The following is a 25,383-nucleotide window of genomic DNA, read 5'->3' as shown; positions in this document are numbered from 1 at the left end:
AGAAACTATGAACGCTGCTGCTCTATTTCTTACAGAGAACACCTCCACTGCACTGCCTTCTGGCGGTCTGGACAGCCTGTTTTTCCCCTTCTTATTTATAAAAAAGCCCCTCAATGAGGGGCTTTTTTTTGGCCTATAGACCTAATATGTCTTGCTGACACAGGAGAACAACAATGCCGAACCCTTTATACCACCGCGATATCATCTCGATTAATGATTTAGACCGTTCAGACCTTGAGTTGGTACTTAACGTCGCTGCTTCATTAAAAAAACAGCCACAACCTGAGTTTCTAAAACATAAAGTCATCGCAAGTTGTTTCTTTGAAGCCTCTACACGTACACGTTTGTCATTCGAAACGGCAATCCACCGTTTAGGTGCTTCTGTTGTTGGTTTCTCTGATAGCACCAACACTTCACTCGGCAAGAAAGGCGAAACTCTGGCAGATACCATCTCTGTCATCAGCCAATACGTGGATGCAATTGTCATGCGCCACCCCCAAGAAGGTGCCGCGCGCCTTGCTAGCCAGTTTGCAGGCCAAATCCCTGTCATTAATGCAGGCGATGGATCAAACCAACATCCAACACAAACGTTACTCGACTTGTTTACTATCCAAGAAACTCAAGGCCGTTTAGAAAACCTGCAAATTGCCATGGTCGGCGACCTAAAATATGGCCGAACTGTGCATTCCTTAACCCAAGCACTGTCTAAATTTGAAGGTAATCACTTCTACTTTATTGCTCCTGAAGCGCTTTCAATGCCAAACCATATTCTGCACATCTTAGAAGAAAAAGGCGCAACCTACAGCCTGCATAATAATATTGATGAAGTGATGCCAGAGCTCGACATTCTGTATATGACCCGCGTACAAAAAGAGCGTCTCGACCCTTCTGAATACGCGAATGTTAAAGCGCAATTTATTTTAAGTGCCGCTGATCTGCATTGTGCAAAACCGAATTTAAAAGTCTTACACCCACTGCCTCGAGTTGATGAAATCGCGGTAGATGTGGATAGCACGCCATATGCTTACTATTTCCAGCAAGCAGGAAATGGGATTTATGCAAGGCAGGCATTGTTATCTCTGGTTTTAAATAAAGAATTGGCTATCTGAGGAGGAAATTACCATGACACACGACCATAAATTACAAGTTGAAGCAATCAGCCACGGTACCGTTATTGACCACATTCCTGCTCAAATTGGTTTCAAGTTACTAAAATTGTTTAAGCTAACAAAAACAGACGAACGCATCACGATTGGCTTAAATTTGCCATCAAGCAATCTAGGCAAAAAAGACATTATCAAAATTGAAAATACCTTTTTAACCCCAGAGCAAGCTAACCAATTAGCTATGTATGCCCCTGAAGCCACCGTTAATCGTATTGAAGATTACCAAGTGGTAGAAAAGCTTGAACTCACACTGCCTCACTATATCGACAACGTGTTAATTTGCCCAAATAGCAACTGTATTAGCCATAATGAGCCCGTATCAAGCAGTTTCCGTGTGAAAAAAATCGGCAAAGAAGTCGCACTCACGTGTAAATTCTGTGAAAAAGAGTTCGATAGAGACGCTGTGATCAATAACCAGTAAGTTATTTTTGCGTAGACTGCGGTGTTGTCTAGGTGCAATCCATGTTTATAATAGTGCCTAACACCCCATAAAGTTATACTCAACATCATACCAAACTACAGAAACCGCTGTGGCTTGCCATATGACGAGTATTTTCTCTTTACGTGATGAAACGGAGTAGTTATGTCATACGAAATCAATACAGAAAACGCACCAGCAGCGATCGGTCCTTACGTTCAAGGCGTAGATTTGGGTAGTATGGTTATCACATCAGGGCAAATCCCTGTTGATCCTAAAACCGGTGAAGTGCCTGAAGATATCGCAGCACAAACTCGCCAATCACTGGCTAACGTAAAAGCAATTTTAGAAAAAGCTGGCTTAAGTGCGGCTAATATCGTGAAAACAACGGTATTTGTAAAAGATTTAAATGACTTTTCGACCGTGAATGCAACCTACGAAGAATTTTTCAAACAGCATAATGCACCGTTCCCAGCTCGTTCTTGCGTTGAAGTTGCTCGCCTGCCAAAAGACGTGAAAATTGAAATCGAAGCAATCGCAGTACGTAAATAACGATTAATTCGAGCCAAACACCCCATCCTTTGAGTGGGGTGTCTTTCATTACTGTCTACCTCCGATACAGAATAAATTCCCCGTCACAGTAGTCATTTTCATGCTTTGCGAATAAAGAAAATCACATCTCTTTTTTATTTAGATCACTGATATGAATACTAGCAACTGAAAAGATTTATTTCCTCTGCGCTTTTGATATTCATACAAATTATTTTTTTCCTTGTTTTAAATCAAATAGTGGTGATCTAAAAAAAAGCAAAATCCCATATATTGTGCTTTAATTACACAAGATGACACAACATATAGTATTTATTCACATTTTATCCACAGATTAGTACCCGTGATAAACATGGCGAATAGCTGAAGTCGCATTGTGGATAACTTAACAAGGAGAATGCCCGTGGGAACGGTTGTTATAAAAAGAGATGGTTGTCAGGTCGGTTTTGACCTTCCACGAATTCAAGAAGCCGTTAAACGTGCAGCGGCTGCTGTGAATGTTAAGGATGACGATTATTGTCTTCAGGTTGCTTCTGCTGTTACAGAGCAACTTTGCAGCCGTGACCGAGTGGATATCGCTGACATTCAAGATGCAGTTGAAAACCAGCTGATGGCCGGGCCTTATAAAGACTTAGCCCGTGCTTACATTGAATATCGCCACGATAGAGACAGCGAACGTGAAAAACGCAGCCAATTGACGCATGACATTCGTGGGTTAATCGAACAAAGTAACGTCTCTTTACTCAATGAAAATGCCAATAAAGACAGTAAAGTGATCCCGACACAGCGCGATTTACTCGCGGGTATTGTCGCTAAACACTATGCAAAACAACATATTTTGCCGAGAGATGTCGTTATTGCACACGAACGAGGCGAAATTCACTATCATGACCTCGACTATGCACCTTTTTTCCCGATGTTTAACTGTATGTTAATTGACCTTGAAGGTATGTTAACGAATGGCTTTAAAATGGGAAATGCAGAAATAGAGCCACCAAAGTCTATTTCAACGGCCACTGCCGTCACAGCACAAATTATCGCCCAAGTTGCTAGCCATATATATGGCGGTACGACAATTAACCGTATTGACGAAATTTTAGCACCATATGTCGCAATCAGCTATGAAAAGCACCTAAAAGTCGCCAAAGAGTGGGGAATTGCAGATGCGGAAGGTTATGCACACAACCGTACAGATAAAGAGTGTTATGATGCTTTTCAATCCTTAGAGTATGAAGTCAATACACTTCACACCGCAAATGGCCAAACCCCTTTTGTGACCTTCGGTTTTGGCCTTGGAACGTCTAAAGAAGCGAGGCTCATTCAGCAATCAATTCTGAAAAATCGCATTGCCGGCCTTGGCAAAAACCGCAAAACAGCCGTTTTCCCGAAACTCGTATTTGCAATTAATGATGGCCTAAACCACAAATTAGGTGACCCTAATTACGACATCAAACAACTCGCTTTAGAGTGTGCGAGTAAGCGCATGTACCCTGATATTCTTAACTACGATCGCGTTGTTGATGTGACTGGGTCATTTAAAACACCTATGGGTTGCCGCAGCTTCCTTGGCGTCTATGAAGAAAATGGGCAACAAATTCATGATGGGCGCAACAATTTAGGCGTTATCAGCCTAAACTTGCCTCGCATTGCTATCGAAGCGCAAGGTAATGAAGATGCATTTTGGGCATTACTGGATGAACGTCTAGCAATTGCCAAAAAAGCCTTAATGACCCGCATTGCCCGTTTAGAAACCGTAAAAGCACGTGTTGCGCCAATTTTATATATGGAAGGCGCTTGTGGAGTTCGCTTAAAAGCGGATGATAACGTCGCTGAGATCTTCAAAAATGGTCGTGCATCTATTTCTTTAGGTTACATTGGGTTGCATGAAACCATCAATGCACTTTTTGGCACACAGACTCATGTGTATGATGATGAAAAATTACGTGAAAAAGCGGTCGAGATTGTCAACCGCTTACGCCAAGCTACTGATGAATGGAAAGCCCAAACAGGCTACGGTTTCAGTTTATACAGCACACCAAGTGAAAACCTATGTGACCGCTTCTGCCGTCTCGATACCGCTGAATTTGGGGTGATACAAGGTGTTACCGACAAAGGCTACTACACAAACAGCTTCCACTTAGATGTTGAAAAACAGGTGAATCCTTACGATAAAATTGATTTTGAAGCGCCTTACCCTGCACTCGCGAATGGCGGTTTTATCTGTTATGGCGAATATCCAAACTTACAACATAATGTTAGAGCCTTAGAAGATGTGTGGGACTACAGCTATCAACATGTGCCTTATTATGGGACTAACACCCCCATTGATGAGTGTTATGAATGCGGTTTCTCCGGTGAATTTTCCTGCACCAGCAAAGGTTTTACCTGCCCTGCTTGCGGCAATCATGACACAAATAGAGTTTCTGTCATTCGTCGAGTTTGCGGTTATTTAGGTAGCCCAGATGCCAGACCATTCAATGCAGGAAAACAGGAAGAAGTGAAGCGTCGTATCAAGCACTTAGGTAACGGCCAAATAGGTTAATGCTATGAATTATCACCAATATTATCCTGTTGATGTGGTCAATGGCCCAGGAACTCGCTGTACGCTGTTTGTCGCAGGCTGTGTTCATCAATGCCGTGGTTGCTACAACCAAAGTACATGGCGAGTGGATTCAGGCATACCATTCACCCAAGAAATGGAAGACCAGATTATCCAAGATTTGCAGGATACGCGAATCCATCGGCAAGGGCTTTCCCTTTCAGGCGGAGACCCGCTGCACCCAGCCAATTTACCTGCGGTGCTCAAGTTGGTAAAGCGCGTAAAAGCAGTTTGCCCAGATAAGGACATCTGGTTATGGACAGGATACACATTGGGTGATTTCACGCTTGAACAGCAAAAAGTGGTGAGTTTTGTCAATACCGTGATTGACGGCAAATTCGAGCAAGATTTACATGACCCGCGCTTAATTTGGCGCGGTAGCTCGAATCAGGTGATCCACAGACTGCGTTAAATTTGCCGTTCCCAATATAGTTTGGTACCAAAACCTAATTTATTATCTACCATTTTGACATTCTGCAAGTGAAGCTGCCAAACAGGCAGTTTCGCTGCTATTGCCACAGGGAAACGACGGCAGTAGAAACCGCGAGAGAGCTGTGCTTCCTCACTTTCTAATATTTTAATTTCACCTGTAAATTGAATACCTTGTATTGCATTCACAGCTTTGGTCTGTGCCGATATTGTGCCAGCAACCTGTGGGTTAGCCACCATCAATTGCCCATGTTTTGAATTTGGATCTGTCATTAAAATCAGGCACATCTTTTTCGCATCAAATGCATAGTAACAACTAGCAGGCCAGATATCATTGTTATGGTGAGCAAAAAGGGAAAAAACGTGTTGGCGGGCAATATAGCGTTGGATGTGTTTTAACGTTTGTTCAGGCGTCATAGCGGTTTCCATATAAACCCGTTCAGAACAAGCTTTCGGGTTACCCCTAAGCTTGCTTAAACTGTTCTGAACGTAGGCATAAAATTCGCTATTACTATAGCCTAACTAATTAAAAAATGGTTCTAATTAGTTTTATCACTCTAATTAACTTGGGTTTTTACACTACCTCACCCAAGCCTTTACTCTAAATAATTCGAGTTGTAGCTAGGCGGCAAGTGAACGAGGCGCTAGGAGCATACATAAGTATGTGACTAGTGCGAATGAACGCGGCCAACAACGCTACGGCTCGAAGTATGACGAGTAAATATGACGAATAAATTTATTTGTAGATAGCCGCAGTACCACTCATGCTATTCTCACCGCCAGCTGAAATCACACGGAATGAAGTCGCACCAGCTTCATCAGCTTTTTTGGCCAATTGTGCGGTCAGGTCATTAACACTTACCGCACCAGTTACTGATACATAACCTGTTGCAGGTTGACTAGTATGTTGAACTTCTTCAGCGGCCATTGAACCAAATGAAACAGCACCTAAAGCTAAAGCAGCAGCAAATAATGTTGATTTTTTCATTGTACATTCCTTCTTGTAAACTTGATTTTTAGTTGGGATTTTTACTGTCCCTCTGTGATATGGATCATATTATGCGCTTTATTTTGAAAAGAGAATTAGCTAATTTTGCTATAGTTATTCAAATATTTTGAATACCAACTTAGGTTGAGGTTACAAATTTGTGACAGTTTCATATCATTTTTTATTTAAATTTTAATATGTTATAAATATCTTACTTAACGAATATATTCGTTGTAACCTTATATTTTCTTCTTATAAATCAGCACAGAATGATAAAAAAAACTCTAGAAAAAAAACAATTAAAACAAAGTGATTGGTATCTTTACTTAGTAAGAGAGAAAAATAACGCTTTGTATTGTGGTATCACCACCGATGTACAACGTCGTTTTGAACAACATAAGGCAGGAACAGGGGCAAAAGCATTGAAAGGAAAAATGCCACTAGAACTGGTATTTTCTTGTTTTATTGGTTCTCGCTCAGCCGCGTCAAAAATAGAATATCAAGTTAAGCAACTGAATAAAAAGACAAAAGAAAGGCTGGTCATTGACCAGCCTGATGACCTAGTTAACTACTTAGCTAACTATAAGTTATTGAAGTGTGAAGGGTAAGTCACTAAACCTTGATGTTCCCCAATCTCGCCATTTTCTAAGCCACAAACCAAAAAGTGGGCTTGTTGTTCAGGCCATTGGCAACTTATACCGTGGGTTGCAGCTGGTTCAAAACCGAAACGTGAATAGTAGCGTTCATCGCCCAGTACAACGACCGCACCGTAACCAAACTCATTGAGGCTATCTAACCCTTCATAGACCAGTTTTTCTGCAATTCTTTGGCCTTGATGCGCTTTATTTACCGCTAATGGTGCAAGACCTACCCATTGTACGTCTTCCTCATTAACGTCCACTGGCGTGAAGCCAACATAGCCGATCACTTCACCATCATCATTTGTTGCCACAACACCGAGCGTTAGCAAACCATCTTCACGTAAATGTTGAACAAGGTTAGCTTCCGCTTCAGTTGGAAAGGTTTCTCGCAATAATTTATCAATACCCATTGCGTCGACAGGGATTTCAACTCGGATTAGCATGATGTTAACACAGGCGATTTATGCTCTGCGTCCTCGCTTTCATGCACGGTTTTAATCACATCGGCCAATTGTAGCAAAGCAAAACGCAGTGGAGCTGGCATGTTTTCAAGCTCGAAAGCATCCATTAAATTCTTCACATAGAGGCCGAGTTCGGTATCCCCTTCAATCACCAGCCTACGCTGGAAAAAGAGTGTGTCAGGGTCTTCTTTACGTGCAGCAATCAGTACCAGATCATTCGCATTACCACTCACGCTAACATCCGCTTCTGCATGCTGTTTTACGGAGAGTTGGCCACCCTGCAAACTGATAAACCAGACTAACGCTAAGTCACGAACCTCAACTTTTAGCCATTTGTCTTCAAGAAAATCCAGCTCCCCTTCCTTCACTGACTCACGAAATTGCCAGCTTAACAACTGTTCAAGGACCTGACGCTGCAGTGCGAATGGGGTCACTTTCAAAGGCAGTTTTAAAAATGAAGGGCCTTTTGTGATGAGTTGAGAACGAATTTTACTTAACACAGTACTGACTCCCGTAGTAATTGTCTGCCCGTTTTCGTGTAACTACTTAACAACAGTAGCAGCTCGAATTATTTAGGGTAACATATTGCATATTTAGATGGTTAAATTTTCAACGCTAATAACTCCATTTTTTGAAGTCATTAACCTAACATTTGACTCATGATGAGTTATCTTGCCAAAAAATGATATTATTGGTTTGATCCTATATCAACTTTTGCCCATCCAGCCAATATTTATTTCTCACATCCCTTTGATAAAAACTATCTCTAATTACCTATTTTCTCCAATAAACATTCAAAAATCAGTCAAAAATAATTCATACTCCATATTTATAAAACTTATTCTCTGACATTTGGTGAAGTCTCTTTATTACCCACCAGCCTCCTTATTTCCTTAACGACCTTAATTAACGAATACTGATATCCATTAACAATTTCTCTGCTCTAAATCAAAATCTATAACAGTTCTGTTGACTAGAATGTCAGCTGTTAAATTTTATACAGGGATAGGACAATGGAATTACTCTGCCCCGCAGGGAATTTGCCCGCTTTAAAAGCGGCTGTCGATAACGGTGCTGATGCCGTTTATATTGGATTAAAGAATGATACCAATGCGCGCCATTTCGCAGGGCTTAATTTTACGGAAAAAAAACTGCACGAAGCAGAGCGCTATATTCATAACCGTAAACGTAAATTACATATTGCGATTAATACGTTTGCGCATCCTAATGGTTACGAACGTTGGCAAAACTCCGTCGATCTTGCAGCAGATCTCGGTGCCGATGCGTTGATCTTAGCCGATATCGCAATGTTAGAGTACGCTGCAAATAAATACCCGCATATTGAAAGACATGTTTCAGTTCAAGCCTCTGCCACCAATACAGAAGCCATTCGCTTTTATCAACGCAATTTCGATGTGCATCGCGTCGTACTTCCTCGCGTTTTATCTATTCATCAAGTCAAACAACTGGCTAGAAATAGCCCTGTACCACTTGAGGTATTCGCCTTTGGTAGCCTGTGCATTATGGCAGAAGGACGTTGCTACCTTTCTTCTTATCTTACTGGTGAGTCACCAAATACCGTAGGTGCATGTTCCCCAGCACGTTTTGTTCGCTGGCAACAAACAGAAGAAGGAATGGAATCTCGCTTAAATAATGTGTTGATAGACCGTTACCAAAAAGATGAAAATGCAGGCTATCCAACGCTATGTAAAGGACGTTATCTTGTCGATGAACAGAAATACCATGTCCTGGAAGAGCCCACCAGCCTCAATACTATTGAATTATTACCTGAGTTGATGGCAGCGAAAATTGCTTCTGTCAAAATTGAAGGCCGCCAGCGTAGCCCCGCTTACGTAACGGAAGTGACCCGTATTTGGCGACAAGCCATCGACCGCTACAAATCCAACCCTAATCACTTTGTCACCGACCCGAAATGGCTAAAAGCATTAGGTGGGCTTTCTGAAGGAAGCCAAACTACATTAGGCGCCTATCACCGTAAATGGCAGTAATTTAAAAGGTAAATATCATGCAGTACTCGTTAGGATCTGTTCTTTATTATTGGCCAAAACAGACGCTGGAAGATTTTTATCAACACGCCATGCAAAGTGATGCCGATATTATTTATCTCGGTGAGACGGTGTGCAGTAAGCGTCGAGAAATGAAGCCCAATGACTGGATAGAACTCGCCCAGCAGCTCGCTAAAAGTGGCAAACAAATTGTCCTGAGCACCCTTGCTCTCCTTCAAGCACCTTCAGAACTTAAAGAGATCAGCAAGTTAGTTGATAATGGTGAGTTTCTCGTTGAAGCCCATGATTTTGGTGTGATCAACATGTTAGCCGAAAGAAACCTGCCTTTTGTCGCGGGCCACGGTTTGAATTGCTACAACGCGCAAACCTTAAATATTCTCTTACGCCAAGGCATGGTGCGCTGGTGTATGCCTGTAGAGCTTTCTCGAGATTGGTTAGTCAATTTACTTAACCAGTGTGATGATATCGGCATTCGTGGCAAATTTGATGTTGAGGTCATGAGCTATGGGCACTTGCCACTTGCCTATTCCGCGCGCTGTTTTACTGCACGCTCTGAAAATAAGCAAAAAGACGAGTGTGAAACTTGTTGTATTAATTACCCCCAAGGGCGCAAAGTGCTCTCCCAGGAGCAACAGCAAGTGTTTACGTTGAATGGCATTCAAACGCTCAGTGGCGCTTGCTATAACCTTGGCAATGACCTGCATTCAATGCATGAGCTTGTGGATATTGTGCGCATTTCACCTGAAGGTATTGGATCCCTTGAGATAATCAAGCAGTTTAAAGCCAATGAAAGTGGGGATATTCCGCTAAATATCGCCAATCAAAACTGCAATGGCTATTGGCGGCAAATTGCAGGGTTGTTGCTAGTGCCTTGATATACAATAGGTAATGAGCTCGAACTATAGCTCATTACCTTAACCAAATAATTCACTGTGCGAACCAATATCAACGAAAGTGATTAAATTACCTTTATCTGACAAGCGATAAACCAGTAAGAAATCACCACCAATATGAAGCTCCCTAGCTCCTTGCCATTCATGACCTTCTAATTCATGGTCAAGATATTCTTTTGGTATTATTTTTTGAGAAAACAGTATTTCCATAACGAGAACAGCCGCATTCATATCCCTACGGCCCGCTCGGTTATATCGTTCCCATGACTTCTTAAACGTTGGTGTATAAGCAACCTGCCTTGGTTGCTTAGCTCGCTTATTACTTGGCTTCTGAGTCAACTTTGCTTAACTCCACCATCATTTCGTTAATTGAATCGTAGTGCTGCTCAATAGCTTTAGCTTCTTTCAACGCTAGTGTAGTTTTCAGCGAAGGTTGCTTACGTTTGATTTCAAAGGGAACTCTTTGCTCTTGAACTACTTGCTCTAAAAACAAACGAATAGCTGCGCTAATAGTCAAACCACAATCTTGTAATACACTCGTGGCTTCCGCTTTTAATTGTTCATCAATTCGACTACGAACATCTGTTGTTTTCAATAGTGTTGACATATCATCCCTCCACACATATCAAACGTAGCTACATTGTGACTACATTGTGGTTGAGTTTAGCATTTGTCGATTAATTAGTCATTATTTCTTTAGGCCGCCTTTTCTAATAGACAATAAACACGATTAAATATTAATGCCGATGCCTGCGCCAACGGTTAAACATATGGCTAATATGACGTAGTTCGCCATCTCGGAGCATACCGATGAATACCCCAATGACCGTATAAATAACCCCTAAAATCAGCATCATCACGATATCCATCAGGACATCGCTAAACGGTAGTCCCATTTGATTAAGACCTGCCATGGCATTCGTGGCCCATGTTGATGGCAATGCTGAAGCAATCATACGTACCCAATCAGGCATCGCTTGCAGTGGCCAAATCGTTCCTGACATGTAAAACACAGGGGTCGTAATGAATGCCAAAGTTAAATAAATCATTTCAACGCTGCGCAAACATTCTGTCACTAACTTGCCAAGCCCCAGAACAGCCAATAGGAATGGGAACGTGAACATCCAAATCACGTACAGTGGCGCTTCTTGCCGATACCCCAATACCCACGGCCAAAGGGCAAAAAATACGGTAGATAAAAATAACCAAATCGGAATTAAAGCAGATAACGCCCCTAAATAAACGGCTAATGGCGGTTTTCCTTTAGGTGTAGAACGCACCGCGATACTAACTCGCACACAGGCAATCAGCAGGGAGTGCTGCAATAACATCACCAAAAGGCCAGGAAACACGATCGCTGCAAAGCTGATCCCTGGGTTATACAATGGCTCAGTTTCACTGCGAATAGGGGTAATAATCACTTTGGCTTGCTCTTGGCTATAGCCTGCTTTAGTGAGTAACTGGGTGTTATAGGCATTGAGCAGTGTTTGATAGGCTGTTGATAACTCTTGCTGAATTTGCCCACTCGCTAGCCGGTTGGTTCCATCACCATACACTGGCACAGTGATATTTTTACCGCTCAGTAAGTGTTGTTGAAAATCCGTTGGAATAATAATTATCGCAAATAGCTTTCTCGCAATCATATCCTGCCGCGCTTGAGCAAGGTTGTCATAACTCTGCAATTGCACTTTTGGTGTTGCATCGAGATCACGAATTAGCTCACGGCTTGCCGTGCTGTGGTCCATATCAATCACGGCAACAGGTAAATCCCAAAGAACAGGCTTTGCATAAACTAAGCTCATAACACACAGAGAAACCAACAATAACAACCACATCGGTTTTTCCAGCATCCCCAGCAGCACTTTACGAAAGGTTGCAAAATAGATGGACATCAGACAGCCCCCCCTTGGTTTTCTAACCGTTTTATTAATCGCTTACGGATTAAAAAGCCAATCACAAAGGGGTAAATCAATAAGAATAGACACACTTGAACGATGCGAGAAAAGGAAATCTCCCGCAAGAAAATATCAAACATAGCATTTAATGTATGAGTAAGTGGTTCAATATTCGAAATAATTTGCGCAGGCAATATCATTGATAGCTCCGGTACCGCCATACCCGAAAAGGCCAAAGCGATACTCACCAACATCCCTATCAAGCTATATGCCATGATGGCACTTGAGGTAAAACTAAACAGTAATAAGCCGATACTTTGTGCTGCTATCACATAGAAAAACCCTAATACAATCATATATAACGGGTTCCCTACCACTTTAGCATCAAAGATAGTGACCAATGCCGCAATCTCTACAGCAAGTAATATACTGAAAAATAAGGTGTAAGGAGCTAGCTTCCCGAGCAGCGCCATGATAAACGGTTTAACACTTTGTAAGGTGGAACCCCGTGACATCGTATAGATTGTTGCGGTAACAACAAACAGCTGCAGCATATGAATAGTTGCGGCAAATTGTTGATAATAAATATAACTACCACTCGGGTTGAATAAGCTGTCATAAGAGAGTGTCACTTGAGCTAACGGTGGCAATGCCTTTCCCATTGACTTCGCCATTTCTTGGCGATACTTCGCATTCAGCTCTGCCACCAGCCCACTAAAATCTTGAATGGCATAACTGCCTGATGCATAAAAGAGTGCATTATAATACATACGAAGTTCAGGCTGACGACCCCGTAAGACATCTTCTTCAAAGTTATGAGGAATATACAATAACGCGTAATCTTTTGAACTACCGAGTCGTTTTAATGATGTACTGAGATTATCATCAATGGTTTTCACATCCGCATGTGGGCCCGCGTCGAGGTCACGAATAATCTGCCGAGACACCGGGCTATGGTTATTATCCACCACAGAAACGGGCAAATCCATTAATGTCCCCTCTGAGAAGTTAGCACTAACTAACGTAAACAGCATTAATGGAAACAGCCAACTTAACCAATGAAAAACAGGGCTACGAATAGCCATTTGGGTTTCACGGCTAAAGGCGTGCTCAAAACCGTGCCAAGCGAACTTAAATTTCATGGCAACACCTTTTACTTATCCCAGTGCCATAACACACTCATGCCAGGCCTTAGCCCTTCAATCGGCTCTACAGGATATAAGCGAATTTCAAATGTTTTTAAATCGAAGTCACCGGTTGCACGTGTCGCTCGTTTTGTCGCATAGTCACCTTTCGGTGCAATATAGCGAACCTCAGCTTCAACCAACTTGTTCCCCAAGGCAGGTACATCCAGCTGCACTTTGTCGCCTTTTTTTACATCAACTAAAATATCTTCACGCAAGTTATAGACAAAATAAGCTTGCGGTAGACGTATTAATGAAACTAGAGGACTTCCGGCATTAAATAGCTCACCAATTTCTGCTGGGATAGGTCCTACCTCCCCATCTACAGGGGCTTTAACTTGCAAATCATCAACCTGTACTTGCAATTCAGCCAATTTCTGTTCTGCCTGATTAAGTGCGGCTTCATATTGATGGCGTAATTCAATACGGTCACCATTCTGGCCTTCTTCTAATCGGGCTTTTGCCCCTTGTACTTGCGAAAATGCCACTTCTTTGGCCTTACGTGCGTTATCTAACTCATTCGCTGAAACATACCCTTTGTTTTTTAAATTACTCAAACGTGCATATTCACGAGATGCATTTTGATACTGGGAGTTGGATTGCGCCAAGGTGGCCTGAAGATCACGAATAGTTTCTTCGCGAGTACCATTAATAGAGAGCTCTAGCTGTGCTTTTGCTTGGTCTCTTGCGGCTTTTGATGCTTCATATTGCGCTTGCAGCTCAGGGCTTTCTAATGTTAATAAGAGTTGCCCTTGTTTTACGTCATCACCTCGCTCAATATGACGCTCAATCACCCGCCCTTTTGCTTTCGACGTGACGATGACTTCAGGTGCATCCACTTCCCCCTGCAACAATAAATATTGGTTATGAGAATGAAAAAGTGCCGCTGCTGCGATTAAGATAAGCATCAGCAAAATCAGTGCTATTGTTCTTTTTTTCATTATTGATGTGAACCTTAAATAATAACGGGGGAAACTATCATCCCTAGAGTATGACAAGAAAGTTAAATACAGTGTTAATAAATTCGTGCGCAAGATCACGAAAAGGTAGGACATTGATTAATATTGAAACGATTTTGGCCTTATGTCAAATAATGATGAACGTACTTTTCTCAAATGTCGATTACTTAACCAATGGCTTACGGTATAATAGCCAGCCAAATAAAAACTAATAAAAGATAGTTAACGTGAATAACCCTCCCCCAATTCAGCGCTAAAAAGTAATTCGGTGAGATAGAAAACGACAAGAGAAGATAGCTTGGTGAGCATACACAAGTATGTGACCCAAGGAGCTGGACGCAGTCCCCCCAGTATGTGAAATGTGACGAGCCATGCTCTAAAGAGTTCGCATTGTGGGTAGGCGACCAGAGAAGATAGCTTGGTGAGCATACACAAGTATGTGACCCAAGGAGCTGAACGCAGTCCCTCCCAGAATGTGAAATGTGACGAGCCATGCTCTAAATAGTTCGCATTGTGGGTAGGCGACAAGAGAAGATAGCTTGGGGAGCATACACAAGTATGTGACCCAAGGAGCTGAACGCAGTCAACACCCCCAGAATGTGAAATATGACGAGCATGTACGAATTTGACTTAATATTACTCCTCCTCCAGCAAATGTGCGTCTACTTAGTGATCGCATGGGTCCTCAGTCGCACCCCGCTGGTTATCCCCTTACTTAAAGTTACCATCCGCTTACCTCACAAGGTAATGTGCTACCTAATTTTTTCAGTATTTTGCATTATCGGTACTTATTTTGGTTTGCATATCAATGATTCTATTGCGAATACTCGCGCCATTGGTGCCGTACTTGGTGGCTTATTAGGTGGCCCTGCGGTAGGCTTTGCCGTCGGTTTTACTGGCGGATTACATCGTTACTCATTGGGTGGCATGAGCGCCTTTGCCTGTATGGTCTCAACGATTGTTGAAGGGTTGATTGGTGGGCTAGTTCATCGTCACTTTATGAAACGTGGCGAAATTAATAAAATTTTTAACCCTGTGATCGCCAGCTGTGTCACTTTTATTGCTGAAATCATACAGATGCTAATTATTTTGTTGTTAGCAAAACCTTTCGATGAAGCCCTCGAACTCGTTAAAAATATCGCGGCACCGATGGTTATCGCGAACACGATTGGCGCAGCCATGTTTATTCGTATTTTACTCGACCGCCGCGCTATTGTTGAAAAATACACCACTGCATTCTCTGCTCAGGCGCTAAAAATCGCCTTAACTACTGAAGGAATTCTGCGTAAAGGCTTCAATGCTGACAACAGTATGAAAGTCGCTAAGATTATTTATCAAGAATTAGAAATTGGTGCCGTTGCTATTACTGATCGTGAAAAAATACTCGCATTTATTGGTATTGGTGCTGATCACCATCGGCCCGGAACACCGATCTCATCCATTCAATCAAGACAAGCCATTGAAAATAATGAAGTTGTATATGCTGACGGTAATGAAACCCCGTATAAATGTTCATTAAGCCCTACCTGCAAGCTTGGTTCTGCATTAGTGATCCCATTACGTGGGGAAAACGAAAAGGTCATTGGCACAATAAAACTGTATGAAGCGAAAAATAGCCTGTTTAGTTCCATAAACCGGACCCTAGGTGAAGGGATCGCTAGCTTATTTTCTGCACAAATTTTAGCGGGCCAATATGAGCGCAATAAACAATCACTTTTACAGTCAGAAGTGAAGTTACTTCATGCGCAAGTGAACCCTCACTTTTTGTTCAATGTGCTCAACACGCTGCAAGCTGTGATCCGCAAAGATAGCCAGCAAGCAGGCCAGCTTGTGCAGTATATTTCGACATTTTTTCGCAATAATTTAAAACGGCCTGAACAAAATGCCACGCTTGGTGAAGAAATTGAACATATCAACGCCTATTTGCAGATAGAAAAAGCCCGTTTTCAAGAAAACTTACAAATTCATATTGAGATCCCTGATGAAGTCAAACAGGTTGAACTTCCTGCATTTACCTTGCAACCCCTTGTTGAAAATGCAATTAAACACGGTACCTCACAGTTATTAGAGACTGGATATATTACAATACGCAGTTATATCGGTAGCAAGCACGTCTATATTGAAATAGAAGATAACGCGGGGCTCTACCAACCAGCGAAGCAAAGTGATGGCTTAGGGATGGGCTTAGTCGATAAACGCTTACGTTTAAAATATGGCGAACAATATGGTATCAGTGTAGAACATGAGCCGGAAAAATTCACTCGAATGAAAATTCGCCTGCCTTATTTGGCTACAACATAATAATGATAAAATTACCTCTATGAATGTATTGATTGTTGATGACGAACCTCTGGCACGTGAAAACGTGCGTTGCCTACTCGAAGAGCACGATGATATTGAAATTATTGGTGAATGCGCCAATGCGATTGAAGCAATTGGAATGATCCACAAAAAAAAGCCTGATGTGGTTTTTCTGGATATTCAAATGCCACGCTTAACAGGCCTTGAAATGGTGCGCATGTTAGACCCAGAAGACCGCCCCTATATTGTGTTTCTTACCGCTTTTAATGAATTTGCCATTCAGGCTTTTGAAGAACATGCATTTGATTACTTGTTAAAACCGCTTGAAACGGAGCGACTGGAAAAAACCTTGAATCGCTTACGTCAAGGTAAGCAAAAGCAGAACCTTGAACTTCTAGCCAATAACGAACCGCTAAAATTTATTCCATGCACAGGGCACAGCCGCATTTACTTAATGAAGCTTGATGAGGTGCTATATGCCACTTCGCGTATGAGTGGTGTGTATGTGATGAGCACACAAGGGCAAGAAGGCTTTACTGAGCTCACCTTGCGCACATTAGAAATGCGCACACCATTAGTGCGCTGCCATCGCCAATATTTGGTCAATATGACTCAGCTGAATGAAATTCTGTTTGGTGATAGTGGGCAAGCAGAGTTAGTACTTAGTTCCGGTGAACATATACCTGTCAGCCGTCGTTACCTCAAACCACTGAAAGAGGCACTGGGCTTGGTTTGAATTACTAAATAATTAAAATCTCAGGCCCTCGTTGCTCTATAAGATGTAACATGCGAAGAGCTGGGCCGCTGGGTTTTTTTTCTTCTCTTTCCCACTTAGAAACGCTTTCCTTAGACATACCTAAAACTAAAGCTAATGTTGCTTGCGACATTCCATATTGAGCACGGAGTTGCTTTATTTGTGCACCACTCATCATAGGTATAACTTTTATTTTTTTATTTATATTTCGAGCTCTAACTTTCCTTTCTAAATCATTAACTAAACTTTCTGGTGCCGCATCAACATTATGTAATTCTTTAGCTAGCTCAAGCATGTTTTCTAATTTATTGCTCATCAGTAAGTTCCTCCAAAATATTACACAAAACTAAATCAGCAATTTTATCATCCGTATAGCTAAGAAAAAGTCGAGATAGGCCCTTATATGCATCTAACTCATCTTCTGCAATTTCCTTTGCTCCTTTGGAACTTATATTACTTTTATCCCACCCATCAGCAAAAAAGAGATGGTGGCTTGCTTTAAAGAAGATAATAACTCTGATCCCACCACTTTTCCCTTTCCCATTAATCGCGATCCTTTTTTTAATTACACCGCTCCCTAAGTCTGCCTCATAAAACCCCTGTAAAACTTCATTTGCAGCCTTAAGTAACTGTTTATCTTTTATATTGATTTTTTTAGTGCTTCGCTTAAATGATGAAATTTTATAGAACGCCACAACTACTCTCCATGTAGTACTCATTACTATAGTAGCAAGTGCTATTTTTGAAGGCAATCTGTATCGTTCATTTTTAAGGCAACAAAAAAACCCGCATTTCCAAGAAATACGGGTTTTCATTTATTAGGAATTAAATTCCCTAAAACCTAGCAATTACGCGTTATGGCTGCTGCTACGACGACGAGGTGCCGCATTGGTGCCATCTTGGCGTGGAGCAGAGTTACCACGGTCACGGTTACCACCGCCACGGCGCTCACCACCGCCACGACGTTCGCCACCGCGCTCACCACCACGGTCATTACGACGACCTGCCCCGAAACCACCTTCGCTACCGCCTTCACGACGTGGACCACCACGACGCTCACCGCCACCGCGACGTTCGAACGGTTGTGCATCACCGATCAGCTGCATTTGAGTAGGTTTATTCAAAATACGTGCGCGACTTAAATGTGTTAACACGTCAGTTGGCATGCCTTTTGGTAATTCAATTGTCGAGTGAGTTCCGTACAATTTGATATTACCGATATAACGGCTGCTGATATCCGCTTCGTTAGCAATCGCCCCAACAATGTGACGAACTTCCACACCATCATCACGGCCAACTTCAATACGGTACATTTCCATGTCACCCACATCACGACGCTCACGACGACCGCCACGCTCACCGCGCTCAGCACGGTCAAAACCATTGCCGTTGCTGTTACGGTCACGACGATCACCACCACGACGGTCATCACGGTCATTAAATTCACGACGTGGACGACGTGGCGCATCAGGTGGCAGGATCAGTGCACGCTCACCTTGAGCCATTTTTAATAATGCCGCTGCCAATGTTTCCATGTCGACATCTTCTGATGGAGACATTTTCGCTAACAGTGAACGATATTGGTCTAAATCGCTGCTTTCTAATTGCTGTTGAATTTTCTCAGCAAATTTCGCCTGACGACGTTGGCTCAACAGATCTGCATCTGGTAATTCAACTTCAGGGATAGTCAGTTTCATCGTGCGTTCAACATTACGCAGCAGACGACGTTCACGGTTCTCAACGAACAGTAACGCACGACCTGCACGGCCTGCACGACCTGTACGACCAATACGGTGAACGTAAGACTCAGCATCCATTGGGATGTCATAGTTAACAACTAAACTAATACGCTCAACGTCCAGACCACGTGCTGCAACGTCAGTTGCGATCAAGATATCTAAACGACCATCTTTTAAGCGCTCTAAAGTTTGCTCACGCAGTGCTTGGTTCATGTCACCATTAAGTGCAGCACTGTTGTAGCCATTGCGTTCTAACGCTTCAGCCACTTCTAATGTCGCATTTTTGGTACGCACGAAAATAATCGCTGCATCGAAGTCTTCCGCTTCTAAGAAACGTACTAATGCTTCATTTTTACGCATGCCATACACTGTCCAATAGCTCTGAGCAATGTCTGGACGAGTGGTAATGCTAGCCTGAATACGAATTTCTTTCGGGTCTTTCATAAAACGACGTGTAATACGACGAATTGGCTCAGGCATTGTTGCAGAGAACAGCGCAGTTTGGTGCTCAGCTGGAATTTGGCTCATGATGTTTTCAACATCTTCAATGAAGCCCATACGCAGCATTTCATCAGCTTCGTCTAAGACTAAGCCTTTTAATTTAGAAAGATCTAACGTGCCACGTTTTAAGTGATCAAGAAGGCGACCCGGTGTACCCACAACAATTTGTGGTCCTTGGCGCAGTGCACGTAATTGTACGTCATAACGTTGACCACCATACAGGGCAACAACGTTAACGCGGTTCATATGTTTAGAGAAATCGCTCATTGCTTCCGCCACTTGAACAGCCAACTCACGAGTTGGAGCAAGTACTAAAATTTGCGGAGCTTTTAAATCTGGGTCGATGTTATGCAGTAATGGCAAACTAAATGCAGCCGTTTTGCCGCTACCCGTTTGTGCCATACCTAAAACATCATTGCCATCCATTAACAATGGAATACATTGTTGCTGGATTGGAGATGGTTTTTCATATCCCAGGTCATTCAGTGCTGTCAAAATAGATGCTGATAAACCTAACTCAGCAAAAGAAATATCGGTCTCAGTAGTCATGTAAAGGTGCCTCATACTTAATGGCAGCCAGTTTACATAACCATGGGAAAATCATTTCGGTCATTTTCATTTAAAATGTGAACTGGCTCAAATTGTGTTTATTAAACGAACAAATAGGCCGTCACCCCGAGGGATGATGACTTAAAAAAATATCGTGAAATGTTCGTCAGCTATTGCTGGCCCGATTCTAAAAGGTCGTCTTGTTCTTGGCCTAACAGCGCCAATTCCAACAATGCATAGCGGTGTTCAACAAAGCTGTGAGCGTTGTTAGCCACCGTCAGTTTGAATAACGCAACTGCGCTATTCTTATCCCCCAGACTTAGGTAATGTTTACCTAAATAGAAGTTAGTTTCACTGAGATGCTCAGCGAGCGAAGTGTTATCCGTAGATGTTTCTTTCAAACGCTCCATCAATGTCGTTTCATTGATGTTGCCAAGATAGAATTCTACGATATTCCAGCCCCATTGCCCTTTCTCCGCTTGGTTGTAGCGGGCGGCAAGATTATCTTGCGCCATACGCGGGTCTATGTCTTTCTCTACGAGATAAAGCCACAGAGTACGAAAAGGATCATTTGGATCTATCTGATAATACGCCAGCAGATCATCCTGCGCTAGTTTGTATCGTTCACCGTAATATAATGCGATGCCACGATTCATTCGCGCGAAATTGTAAGTTGGATCAAGCTCTAAAACAGAATCAAACGCTTCATAGGCAGCATCATAATTCCCTGCCTGCGTAAAATATATCCCTAAAAAATTAAAAACTTCAGGAATATCAGGACGAATGGCTAACGCAGTTGAAAAATCATTACGCGCCAGCGCCCTTAAACCGAGACTATCATACAACACACCGCGCTCATATAAAAGCTGTGCGTATTCATCATCGGTTAAAGACCGGCTCGCAAGGATTTGTTCCATACGAGCCAGTATCACTTCTTGTTGCAATGAAGGTTGAAGTGGAACGGCAAATACCTCGTTCTTTCGCCAATCTTTGCTACTACATCCAATAATAACAAAAAAGATAAGCGCCAAGAGCACACGCGGTAACGTGCGATAATCTCTCACCCGAAGACAGATACTGTTCAACATACTCCGCCCTTACATTACCACGCTTTACAAATTATGGTTTCAGCAAACTTAGGCTGATAGCGCCCTAACTTAATAGAGCGCTGTTAGGCCAGCTTACTCTGCTGAGTCCTGCGGTTGCGCTGCTTGTTCTTCAGTTGCTACCGCTTCTTTCATGCTAAGACGGATACGCCCTTGACGGTCGATTTCCAATACTTTAACAGGAACTTCTTGACCCATTTGCAGGTAATCAGTCACTTTCTCAACACGTTTGTCCGCGATTTGAGAAATGTGAACCAGACCTTCTTTACCGCCACCGATAGCAACAAATGCACCAAAGTCGACGATGCGAGTTACTTTACCTGGGTAAATGCGGCCCACTTCAACTTCTGCAGTAATGTCTTCGATACGACGAATAGCTTCTTTCGCTTTTATGCCATCCGTTGCTGCAATCTTCACAGTACCGTCATCTTCGATTTCGATTGTTGTGCCTGTCTCTTCCGTTAACGCACGGATCACAGAACCACCTTTACCGATGACATCTTTGATTTTGTCTGGGTTAATGCGGATAGTGTAAATACGTGGAGCAAATTCAGAGATTTCTTCACGTGGACCATTGATTGCTTGTTCCATCGTACCAAGAATGTGCAAACGCGCACCTTTTGCTTGGTTTAATGCAACTTGCATGATCTCACTAGTGATACCTTCGATTTTGATGTCCATTTGCAGTGCGCTGATACCTTCACGGCTACCAGCTACTTTAAAGTCCATATCACCTAAGTGGTCTTCATCACCTAAGATATCGGACAGAACAACGAAGTCGTTGCCTTCTTTTACCAGACCCATGGCAATACCAGCAACCGCTGCTTTAATTGGTACACCAGCATCCATCAGAGCCAGAGACGCACCACAAACAGACGCCATTGAAGACGAGCCGTTAGATTCAGTAATCTCAGACACCACACGTACGGTGTATGGGAAATCTGCGTGGTCAGGCATAACAGCTAACACACCGCGTTTCGCTAAACGGCCATGGCCAATTTCACGACGTTTTGGTGAACCGACCATGCCGGTTTCACCGACAGAATATGGAGGGAAGTTGTAGTGGAACAAGAAACGGTCAGTGTACTCGCCCATTAATTGGTCGATAACCTGTGCATCACGCTCTGTACCTAATGTTGCAGTCACTAACGCCTGAGTTTCACCACGAGTGAACAACGCAGAACCGTGAGTACGTGGCAGAACACCAGTACGTACATCCAGTGCACGGACCATATCTTTTTCGCGGCCATCGATACGTGGCTCACCACGAATAACACGGCTACGAACCACTTGTTTTTCTAAGTTAGCTAAAATATCACCCACTTCAGAAACATCAACGTTTTCATCTTCTGCAACTAATACCGCAGTGACTTCTTCTTTGATTAAGTCAACTTGTGCGTAACGTTCTTGTTTCTCGGTAATGCGGTATGCATCACCCATGCGGCTTTCTGCTAATGCAGCAACACGGTCGTTCAGAGCTTGGTTAACTGGCTCTGGCTGCCAATCCCATTTCTCTTTACCGGCTTCTTTCACTAATTCATTGATATTCTGAATAACAACTTGTTGTTGATCGTGGCCGAATACCACCGCACCTAACATTTGTTCTTCACTTAATAAATCAGCTTCAGATTCAACCATTAATACCGCGTTATCAGTACCTGCAACCACTAAGTCTAAACGGCTATTTTTCAGCTCGTCCGCTGTTGGGTTCAGAACATATTGGTCGTTGATAAAACCAACACGAGCCGCACCGATTGGGCCATTGAATGGAACACCAGACAGCGCTAATACCGCAGATGCACCGATCATCGCAACGATATCTGGGTTAACTTGTGGGTTAACAGAGACAACGGTCGCAATGATTTGAATTTCGTTGTAAAAACCTTCTGGGAACAGAGGACGCAGAGGACGGTCAATCAAACGTGCGATTAACGTTTCGCCTTCACCAGGACGACCTTCACGACGGAAGAAACTTCCCGGGATACGGCCCGCTGCATATGTACGTTCTTGATAGTTAACTGTTAAAGGGAAGAAGTCTTGGCCTTCTTTCACTTTCTTCTGTGCAACTGCAGTTACAAATACTGCAGTGTCATCCATGTTAACCATAACAGCAGCAGATGCTTGGCGTGCAATCATACCTGTTTCAATCGAAACAGTATGTTGACCATATTGGAATTTACGAACAATAGGATTTAACACTATATTACCCTTTTTGTAAGGCACCTTGAGATTCTCAGGGTGCATTGGCTTACTCTTCCTACTACAGCCTCGCGACTAATGAGAATACTGATATTCCCGTGATCAATTCTCTCATTAGCCGCGCGAATCGGATGTAGCGAAGAGGCATTAATAAAACTGCTTACTACGACTTATAGCTTAGCATTTAAGTTAAGTATAATTCGAGTATTACTTCAACTTTCAAAACAACTTTTAGAAGAAAAGGGGCCATTTGGCCCCTTTCCCCTGAAACTGACAAGATTAACGACGCAGACCTAAACGCTCGATAAGAGCTGTGTAGCGCGCGATATCTTTACCTTTCAAGTAAGCTTGTAAGCGACGACGCTGAGCAACCATACGCAGCAGACCACGACGGCTGTGGTGATCTTTTTTGTGCTCTGCAAAGTGGCTTTGCAGGTGGTTGATTTGTGCAGTCAGCAGAGCGATTTGAACTTCGCTTGAACCAGTGTCATTTTCACCGCGGCCGAACTCAGCAACGATTTTAGCTTTCGCTTCATTACTTAGAGACATAATAAACTCCAAAATGATTAATGTAAGTGATGAGAGCCAATCTCTAATTTAGCATCTCAAGATTAAGCGCCGCTATTCTACGCTGCTTAAGGCAGCAAAGCAATAAGCGCCACTATGCGGACGGTTCATTTTCCACGACCAAACGCTTCGGTGCAAGTCTGCCATCTTCGCTGATAAGAGCAATACCGATAAACCGTTGCGCTTCACCGCAGGTGACACGTACCATACACCCCTCTTCAAGGGCTTGCACTGCGGCTCTCACAGGTTGACCCTGTTTGAAATAAGCCGCTGTTTCTTCTGTAATATTTACTGCTGGAAAATGAACAACTGCGGTATCCATTGGCAATAATAAAGAGTCAAGCAAGGACTCAAAAGAACCTTCACCCGCATCGACTTTTGCCCGTAAAGCGGCTAGTTGCTCCAATGTTACCATTCGCTCATAAGGATAGTTAGCCACTTGCACTCGACGCAGGTAAATGACATGCGCACCACAGCCTAACATCTCACCTAAATCATCGATAATTGTACGAATATAGGTGCCTTTAGAACAGTGTATTTCCAGTTCTAATTCGTTATTTTCTAAACGAATAAACTGTAATTCATACACTGTAATTGGACGAGCTTCACGTTCAACGGTAATACCTTTACGCGCATATTCATACAATGGACGACCTTGGTGTTTCAACGCTGAATACATTGAAGGAACTTGTAATGTATCACCACGGAAAAATTCTAAAGCATCATCCAGTTGCTGCTGTGTAAACTCTACGTTACGCTCACTAATAATTTCGCCATGTGAATCTGACGTATCAGTACGCTGCCCAAGACGAGCAATGACGCGATAACGTTTATCTGAATCGAGTAAAAACTGGGAAAATTTCGTCGCTTCGCCGAGACAAACAGGCAACATTCCTGTTGCTAGAGGGTCAAGTGCCCCCGTGTGCCCAGCTTTATTGGCATTAAAAAAGCGCCGCACTTTCTGCAGCGCATCATTTGAAGAAATATCCGTGGGTTTATCCAGCAGCACTACACCGTCAATATTACGGCCGCTACGACGACGCCCCATTATTTTTCCTCTTTATCACTAACATCCGCACGACGTTTTTCATCATCGCGGATCACATTTGACACTAAATTAGACATCCGCATACCGTCAACAAGTGAATTATCATATTCAAATGTTAACTCAGGAATAATACGCAAGCGCATTGCTTTCCCAATTAATGAACGTATAAAACCAGACGCTTCATTTAATGCTTTAATGCCATCTGCAACCATTTCTTCTTCGCTTTTATCATTAGCGATATTGAAGAAAGTCACAAAGACTTTACCGTATGCAAGGTCGCGAGATAACTCGACACCTGAAACAGTAGCCATACCAATACGCGGATCTTTGATCTCGCGCTGTAAAATGATCGCAATTTCTTTTTGCATCTCTTGTGCTACGCGTTGTGCACGACTGAATTCTTTTGCCAT

28 protein-coding genes are annotated in these 25,383 nt (G+C 42.8%); 11 read left to right on the top strand and 17 right to left on the bottom strand.

What is annotated here, in order from left to right:
* Positions 1 to 7: 7 nt before the first annotated feature.
* From G6Q48_RS22400 to nrdG, 6 genes are all read left to right on the top strand, one after another.
* Complete coding sequence (locus tag G6Q48_RS22400) at positions 8 to 139, top strand: hypothetical protein (RefSeq protein WP_256372920.1); 132 nt, start codon at positions 8 to 10, stop codon at positions 137 to 139.
* Positions 140 to 173: 34 nt separating this feature from the next.
* Entirely contained in the window at positions 174 to 1,109 is a 936-nt protein-coding gene (gene pyrB, locus G6Q48_RS00795; RefSeq protein ID WP_166264020.1) for an aspartate carbamoyltransferase, read from the top strand.
* A 13-nt stretch (positions 1,110 to 1,122) separates the two neighbouring features.
* Positions 1,123 to 1,587, top strand: coding sequence for an aspartate carbamoyltransferase regulatory subunit (gene pyrI / locus G6Q48_RS00790; RefSeq protein ID WP_102138191.1), 465 nt, complete (start codon positions 1,123 to 1,125; stop codon positions 1,585 to 1,587).
* 162 nt (positions 1,588 to 1,749) lie between these two features.
* Positions 1,750 to 2,136 carry a 2-iminobutanoate/2-iminopropanoate deaminase gene (gene ridA / locus G6Q48_RS00785; protein WP_166264018.1) on the top strand — a complete coding sequence of 129 codons (387 nt, stop codon included), beginning with the start codon at positions 1,750 to 1,752 and terminating at the stop codon, positions 2,134 to 2,136.
* 400 nt (positions 2,137 to 2,536) lie between these two features.
* Complete coding sequence (gene nrdD, locus G6Q48_RS00780; RefSeq protein ID WP_166264016.1) at positions 2,537 to 4,675, top strand: anaerobic ribonucleoside-triphosphate reductase; 2,139 nt, start codon at positions 2,537 to 2,539, stop codon at positions 4,673 to 4,675.
* Positions 4,676 to 4,679: 4 nt separating this feature from the next.
* Entirely contained in the window at positions 4,680 to 5,144 is a 465-nt protein-coding gene (gene nrdG / locus G6Q48_RS00775; protein WP_166264014.1) for an anaerobic ribonucleoside-triphosphate reductase-activating protein, read from the top strand.
* On the opposite strand, the gene G6Q48_RS00770 is transcribed toward nrdG, so the two are convergent.
* Complete coding sequence (locus G6Q48_RS00770) at positions 5,141 to 5,578, bottom strand: YhbP family protein (RefSeq protein WP_102138262.1); 438 nt, start codon at positions 5,576 to 5,578, stop codon at positions 5,141 to 5,143. The two genes, nrdG and G6Q48_RS00770, sit on opposite strands and share 4 nt — an antisense overlap.
* Positions 5,579 to 5,897: 319 nt before the next feature.
* Positions 5,898 to 6,149, bottom strand: a complete 252-nt coding sequence (bhsA, locus tag G6Q48_RS00765) for a multiple stress resistance protein BhsA (protein WP_102138194.1) — start codon at positions 6,147 to 6,149, stop codon at positions 5,898 to 5,900.
* Positions 6,150 to 6,418: 269 nt separating this feature from the next.
* Here bhsA and G6Q48_RS00760 point away from each other — a divergent pair, with 269 nt between their 5' ends.
* Positions 6,419 to 6,757 carry a GIY-YIG nuclease family protein gene (locus G6Q48_RS00760; protein WP_102138195.1) on the top strand — a complete coding sequence of 113 codons (339 nt, stop codon included), beginning with the start codon at positions 6,419 to 6,421 and terminating at the stop codon, positions 6,755 to 6,757.
* On the opposite strand, the gene G6Q48_RS00755 is transcribed toward G6Q48_RS00760, so the two are convergent.
* Positions 6,730 to 7,233: a GNAT family N-acetyltransferase gene (locus G6Q48_RS00755; RefSeq protein ID WP_102138196.1), complete on the bottom strand. Its 504-nt coding sequence runs from the start codon at positions 7,231 to 7,233 to the stop codon at positions 6,730 to 6,732. The two genes, G6Q48_RS00760 and G6Q48_RS00755, sit on opposite strands and share 28 nt — an antisense overlap.
* Complete coding sequence (gene ubiT / locus G6Q48_RS00750) at positions 7,227 to 7,751, bottom strand: ubiquinone anaerobic biosynthesis accessory factor UbiT (protein ID WP_102138197.1); 525 nt, start codon at positions 7,749 to 7,751, stop codon at positions 7,227 to 7,229. Before ubiT ends, G6Q48_RS00755 begins: the two co-directional genes overlap by 7 nt.
* A 513-nt stretch (positions 7,752 to 8,264) precedes the next feature.
* On the opposite strand from ubiT, the gene ubiU reads away from it, so the two are divergent.
* Together ubiU and G6Q48_RS00740 are read left to right on the top strand one after the other, a co-directional pair.
* Positions 8,265 to 9,260, top strand: a complete 996-nt coding sequence (gene ubiU, locus G6Q48_RS00745) for a ubiquinone anaerobic biosynthesis protein UbiU (RefSeq protein ID WP_166264012.1) — start codon at positions 8,265 to 8,267, stop codon at positions 9,258 to 9,260.
* A 17-nt stretch (positions 9,261 to 9,277) separates the two neighbouring features.
* Complete coding sequence (locus tag G6Q48_RS00740; protein WP_102138199.1) at positions 9,278 to 10,153, top strand: U32 family peptidase; 876 nt, start codon at positions 9,278 to 9,280, stop codon at positions 10,151 to 10,153.
* Positions 10,154 to 10,192: 39 nt separating this feature from the next.
* Here the strand turns inward: G6Q48_RS00740 and G6Q48_RS00735 are convergent, their stop codons facing one another.
* The 5 genes from G6Q48_RS00735 to G6Q48_RS00715 form a co-directional block, all read right to left on the bottom strand.
* A complete protein-coding gene (locus G6Q48_RS00735) occupies positions 10,193 to 10,510 on the bottom strand; it encodes a type II toxin-antitoxin system YafQ family toxin (protein ID WP_004905874.1) in 318 nt (105 codons plus the stop codon).
* Positions 10,491 to 10,778: a type II toxin-antitoxin system RelB/DinJ family antitoxin gene (locus G6Q48_RS00730; RefSeq protein WP_004905876.1), complete on the bottom strand. Its 288-nt coding sequence runs from the start codon at positions 10,776 to 10,778 to the stop codon at positions 10,491 to 10,493. The genes G6Q48_RS00735 and G6Q48_RS00730 overlap by 20 nt, the downstream gene beginning before the upstream one ends.
* 130 nt (positions 10,779 to 10,908) lie before the next feature.
* A complete protein-coding gene (locus tag G6Q48_RS00725) occupies positions 10,909 to 12,063 on the bottom strand; it encodes an ABC transporter permease (RefSeq protein ID WP_166264010.1) in 1,155 nt (384 codons plus the stop codon).
* Positions 12,063 to 13,208: an ABC transporter permease gene (locus G6Q48_RS00720; RefSeq protein WP_102138202.1), complete on the bottom strand. Its 1,146-nt coding sequence runs from the start codon at positions 13,206 to 13,208 to the stop codon at positions 12,063 to 12,065. The genes G6Q48_RS00725 and G6Q48_RS00720 overlap by 1 nt, the downstream gene beginning before the upstream one ends.
* An 11-nt stretch (positions 13,209 to 13,219) precedes the next feature.
* Positions 13,220 to 14,191, bottom strand: coding sequence for an HlyD family secretion protein (locus G6Q48_RS00715; protein WP_166264008.1), 972 nt, complete (start codon positions 14,189 to 14,191; stop codon positions 13,220 to 13,222).
* A 633-nt stretch (positions 14,192 to 14,824) separates the two neighbouring features.
* On the opposite strand from G6Q48_RS00715, the gene G6Q48_RS00710 reads away from it, so the two are divergent.
* Positions 14,825 to 16,510: a sensor histidine kinase gene (locus G6Q48_RS00710; RefSeq protein ID WP_166264492.1), complete on the top strand. Its 1,686-nt coding sequence runs from the start codon at positions 14,825 to 14,827 to the stop codon at positions 16,508 to 16,510.
* Positions 16,511 to 16,529: 19 nt separating this feature from the next.
* The gene (gene btsR / locus G6Q48_RS00705) at positions 16,530 to 17,246 is read left to right on the top strand and encodes a two-component system response regulator BtsR (protein ID WP_102138205.1); all 717 of its coding nucleotides are present in this window, start codon (positions 16,530 to 16,532) and stop codon (positions 17,244 to 17,246) included.
* A 4-nt stretch (positions 17,247 to 17,250) separates the two neighbouring features.
* On the opposite strand, the gene G6Q48_RS00700 is transcribed toward btsR, so the two are convergent.
* The 8 genes from G6Q48_RS00700 to rbfA all read right to left on the bottom strand — a co-directional run bounded on the left by G6Q48_RS00700 (position 17,251) and on the right by rbfA (position 25,383).
* Entirely contained in the window at positions 17,251 to 17,580 is a 330-nt protein-coding gene (locus G6Q48_RS00700; protein WP_102138206.1) for a helix-turn-helix domain-containing protein, read from the bottom strand.
* On the bottom strand, positions 17,570 to 18,079 hold the full coding sequence (locus tag G6Q48_RS00695; protein WP_311136305.1) for a type II toxin-antitoxin system RelE/ParE family toxin: 510 nt from the start codon (positions 18,077 to 18,079) through the stop codon (positions 17,570 to 17,572). The genes G6Q48_RS00700 and G6Q48_RS00695 overlap by 11 nt, the downstream gene beginning before the upstream one ends.
* Positions 18,080 to 18,112: 33 nt before the next feature.
* The gene (locus G6Q48_RS00690; RefSeq protein WP_102138207.1) at positions 18,113 to 20,053 is read right to left on the bottom strand and encodes a DEAD/DEAH family ATP-dependent RNA helicase; all 1,941 of its coding nucleotides are present in this window, start codon (positions 20,051 to 20,053) and stop codon (positions 18,113 to 18,115) included.
* Positions 20,054 to 20,223: 170 nt separating this feature from the next.
* Positions 20,224 to 21,090 (bottom strand): lipoprotein NlpI, encoded by an 867-nt coding sequence (gene nlpI, locus G6Q48_RS00685; RefSeq protein ID WP_102138265.1) that lies wholly within the window; start codon positions 21,088 to 21,090, stop codon positions 20,224 to 20,226.
* Between the two features lie 144 nt (positions 21,091 to 21,234).
* Complete coding sequence (gene pnp, locus G6Q48_RS00680; RefSeq protein ID WP_102138266.1) at positions 21,235 to 23,358, bottom strand: polyribonucleotide nucleotidyltransferase; 2,124 nt, start codon at positions 23,356 to 23,358, stop codon at positions 21,235 to 21,237.
* A gap of 279 nt (positions 23,359 to 23,637) precedes the next feature.
* Positions 23,638 to 23,907: a 30S ribosomal protein S15 gene (gene rpsO, locus G6Q48_RS00675; protein WP_004905890.1), complete on the bottom strand. Its 270-nt coding sequence runs from the start codon at positions 23,905 to 23,907 to the stop codon at positions 23,638 to 23,640.
* A 112-nt stretch (positions 23,908 to 24,019) separates the two neighbouring features.
* The gene (gene truB, locus G6Q48_RS00670; protein WP_102138208.1) at positions 24,020 to 24,973 is read right to left on the bottom strand and encodes a tRNA pseudouridine(55) synthase TruB; all 954 of its coding nucleotides are present in this window, start codon (positions 24,971 to 24,973) and stop codon (positions 24,020 to 24,022) included.
* The gene (rbfA, locus tag G6Q48_RS00665) at positions 24,973 to 25,383 is read right to left on the bottom strand and encodes a 30S ribosome-binding factor RbfA (RefSeq protein WP_004905894.1); all 411 of its coding nucleotides are present in this window, start codon (positions 25,381 to 25,383) and stop codon (positions 24,973 to 24,975) included. Before rbfA ends, truB begins: the two co-directional genes overlap by 1 nt.

The sequence above is a fragment of the Providencia sp. M-27 genome (assembly GCF_011077905.1).
Classification (GTDB): Bacteria; Pseudomonadota; Gammaproteobacteria; order Enterobacterales; family Enterobacteriaceae; genus Providencia; species Providencia huaxiensis.
This window is presented reverse-complemented; position numbering and strand designations above follow the sequence as displayed.

Excerpts from the sequence above, each read along its gene's own strand:
- G6Q48_RS00725 (WP_166264010.1), bottom strand. The coding sequence starts at position 12,063 with ATGTCCATCTATTTTGCAACCTTTCGTAAAGTGCTGCTGGGGATGCTG.
- G6Q48_RS00740 (WP_102138199.1), top strand. The coding sequence starts at position 9,278 with ATGCAGTACTCGTTAGGATCTGTTCTTTATTATTGGCCAAAACAGACG.
- rbfA (WP_004905894.1), bottom strand. The coding sequence starts at position 25,383 with ATGGCAAAAGAATTCAGTCGTGCACAACGCGTAGCACAAGAGATGCAA.
- G6Q48_RS00700 (WP_102138206.1), bottom strand. The coding sequence starts at position 17,580 with ATGAGCAATAAATTAGAAAACATGCTTGAGCTAGCTAAAGAATTACAT.
- G6Q48_RS00690 (WP_102138207.1), bottom strand. The coding sequence starts at position 20,053 with ATGACTACTGAGACCGATATTTCTTTTGCTGAGTTAGGTTTATCAGCA.
- G6Q48_RS00710 (WP_166264492.1), top strand. The coding sequence starts at position 14,825 with ATGTACGAATTTGACTTAATATTACTCCTCCTCCAGCAAATGTGCGTC.
- rpsO (WP_004905890.1), bottom strand. The coding sequence starts at position 23,907 with ATGTCTCTAAGTAATGAAGCGAAAGCTAAAATCGTTGCTGAGTTCGGC.
- G6Q48_RS00695 (WP_311136305.1), bottom strand. The coding sequence starts at position 18,079 with ATGAAAACCCGTATTTCTTGGAAATGCGGGTTTTTTTGTTGCCTTAAA.
- truB (WP_102138208.1), bottom strand. The coding sequence starts at position 24,973 with ATGGGGCGTCGTCGTAGCGGCCGTAATATTGACGGTGTAGTGCTGCTG.
- G6Q48_RS00715 (WP_166264008.1), bottom strand. The coding sequence starts at position 14,191 with ATGAAAAAAAGAACAATAGCACTGATTTTGCTGATGCTTATCTTAATC.
- pyrB (WP_166264020.1), top strand. The coding sequence starts at position 174 with ATGCCGAACCCTTTATACCACCGCGATATCATCTCGATTAATGATTTA.
- G6Q48_RS00755 (WP_102138196.1), bottom strand. The coding sequence starts at position 7,233 with ATGCTAATCCGAGTTGAAATCCCTGTCGACGCAATGGGTATTGATAAA.
- btsR (WP_102138205.1), top strand. The coding sequence starts at position 16,530 with ATGAATGTATTGATTGTTGATGACGAACCTCTGGCACGTGAAAACGTG.
- ubiU (WP_166264012.1), top strand. The coding sequence starts at position 8,265 with ATGGAATTACTCTGCCCCGCAGGGAATTTGCCCGCTTTAAAAGCGGCT.
- G6Q48_RS00730 (WP_004905876.1), bottom strand. The coding sequence starts at position 10,778 with ATGTCAACACTATTGAAAACAACAGATGTTCGTAGTCGAATTGATGAA.
- pyrI (WP_102138191.1), top strand. The coding sequence starts at position 1,123 with ATGACACACGACCATAAATTACAAGTTGAAGCAATCAGCCACGGTACC.
- G6Q48_RS00760 (WP_102138195.1), top strand. The coding sequence starts at position 6,419 with ATGATAAAAAAAACTCTAGAAAAAAAACAATTAAAACAAAGTGATTGG.
- bhsA (WP_102138194.1), bottom strand. The coding sequence starts at position 6,149 with ATGAAAAAATCAACATTATTTGCTGCTGCTTTAGCTTTAGGTGCTGTT.
- G6Q48_RS00770 (WP_102138262.1), bottom strand. The coding sequence starts at position 5,578 with ATGACGCCTGAACAAACGTTAAAACACATCCAACGCTATATTGCCCGC.
- G6Q48_RS00720 (WP_102138202.1), bottom strand. The coding sequence starts at position 13,208 with ATGAAATTTAAGTTCGCTTGGCACGGTTTTGAGCACGCCTTTAGCCGT.
- ridA (WP_166264018.1), top strand. The coding sequence starts at position 1,750 with ATGTCATACGAAATCAATACAGAAAACGCACCAGCAGCGATCGGTCCT.
- nrdG (WP_166264014.1), top strand. The coding sequence starts at position 4,680 with ATGAATTATCACCAATATTATCCTGTTGATGTGGTCAATGGCCCAGGA.
- G6Q48_RS22400 (WP_256372920.1), top strand. The coding sequence starts at position 8 with ATGAACGCTGCTGCTCTATTTCTTACAGAGAACACCTCCACTGCACTG.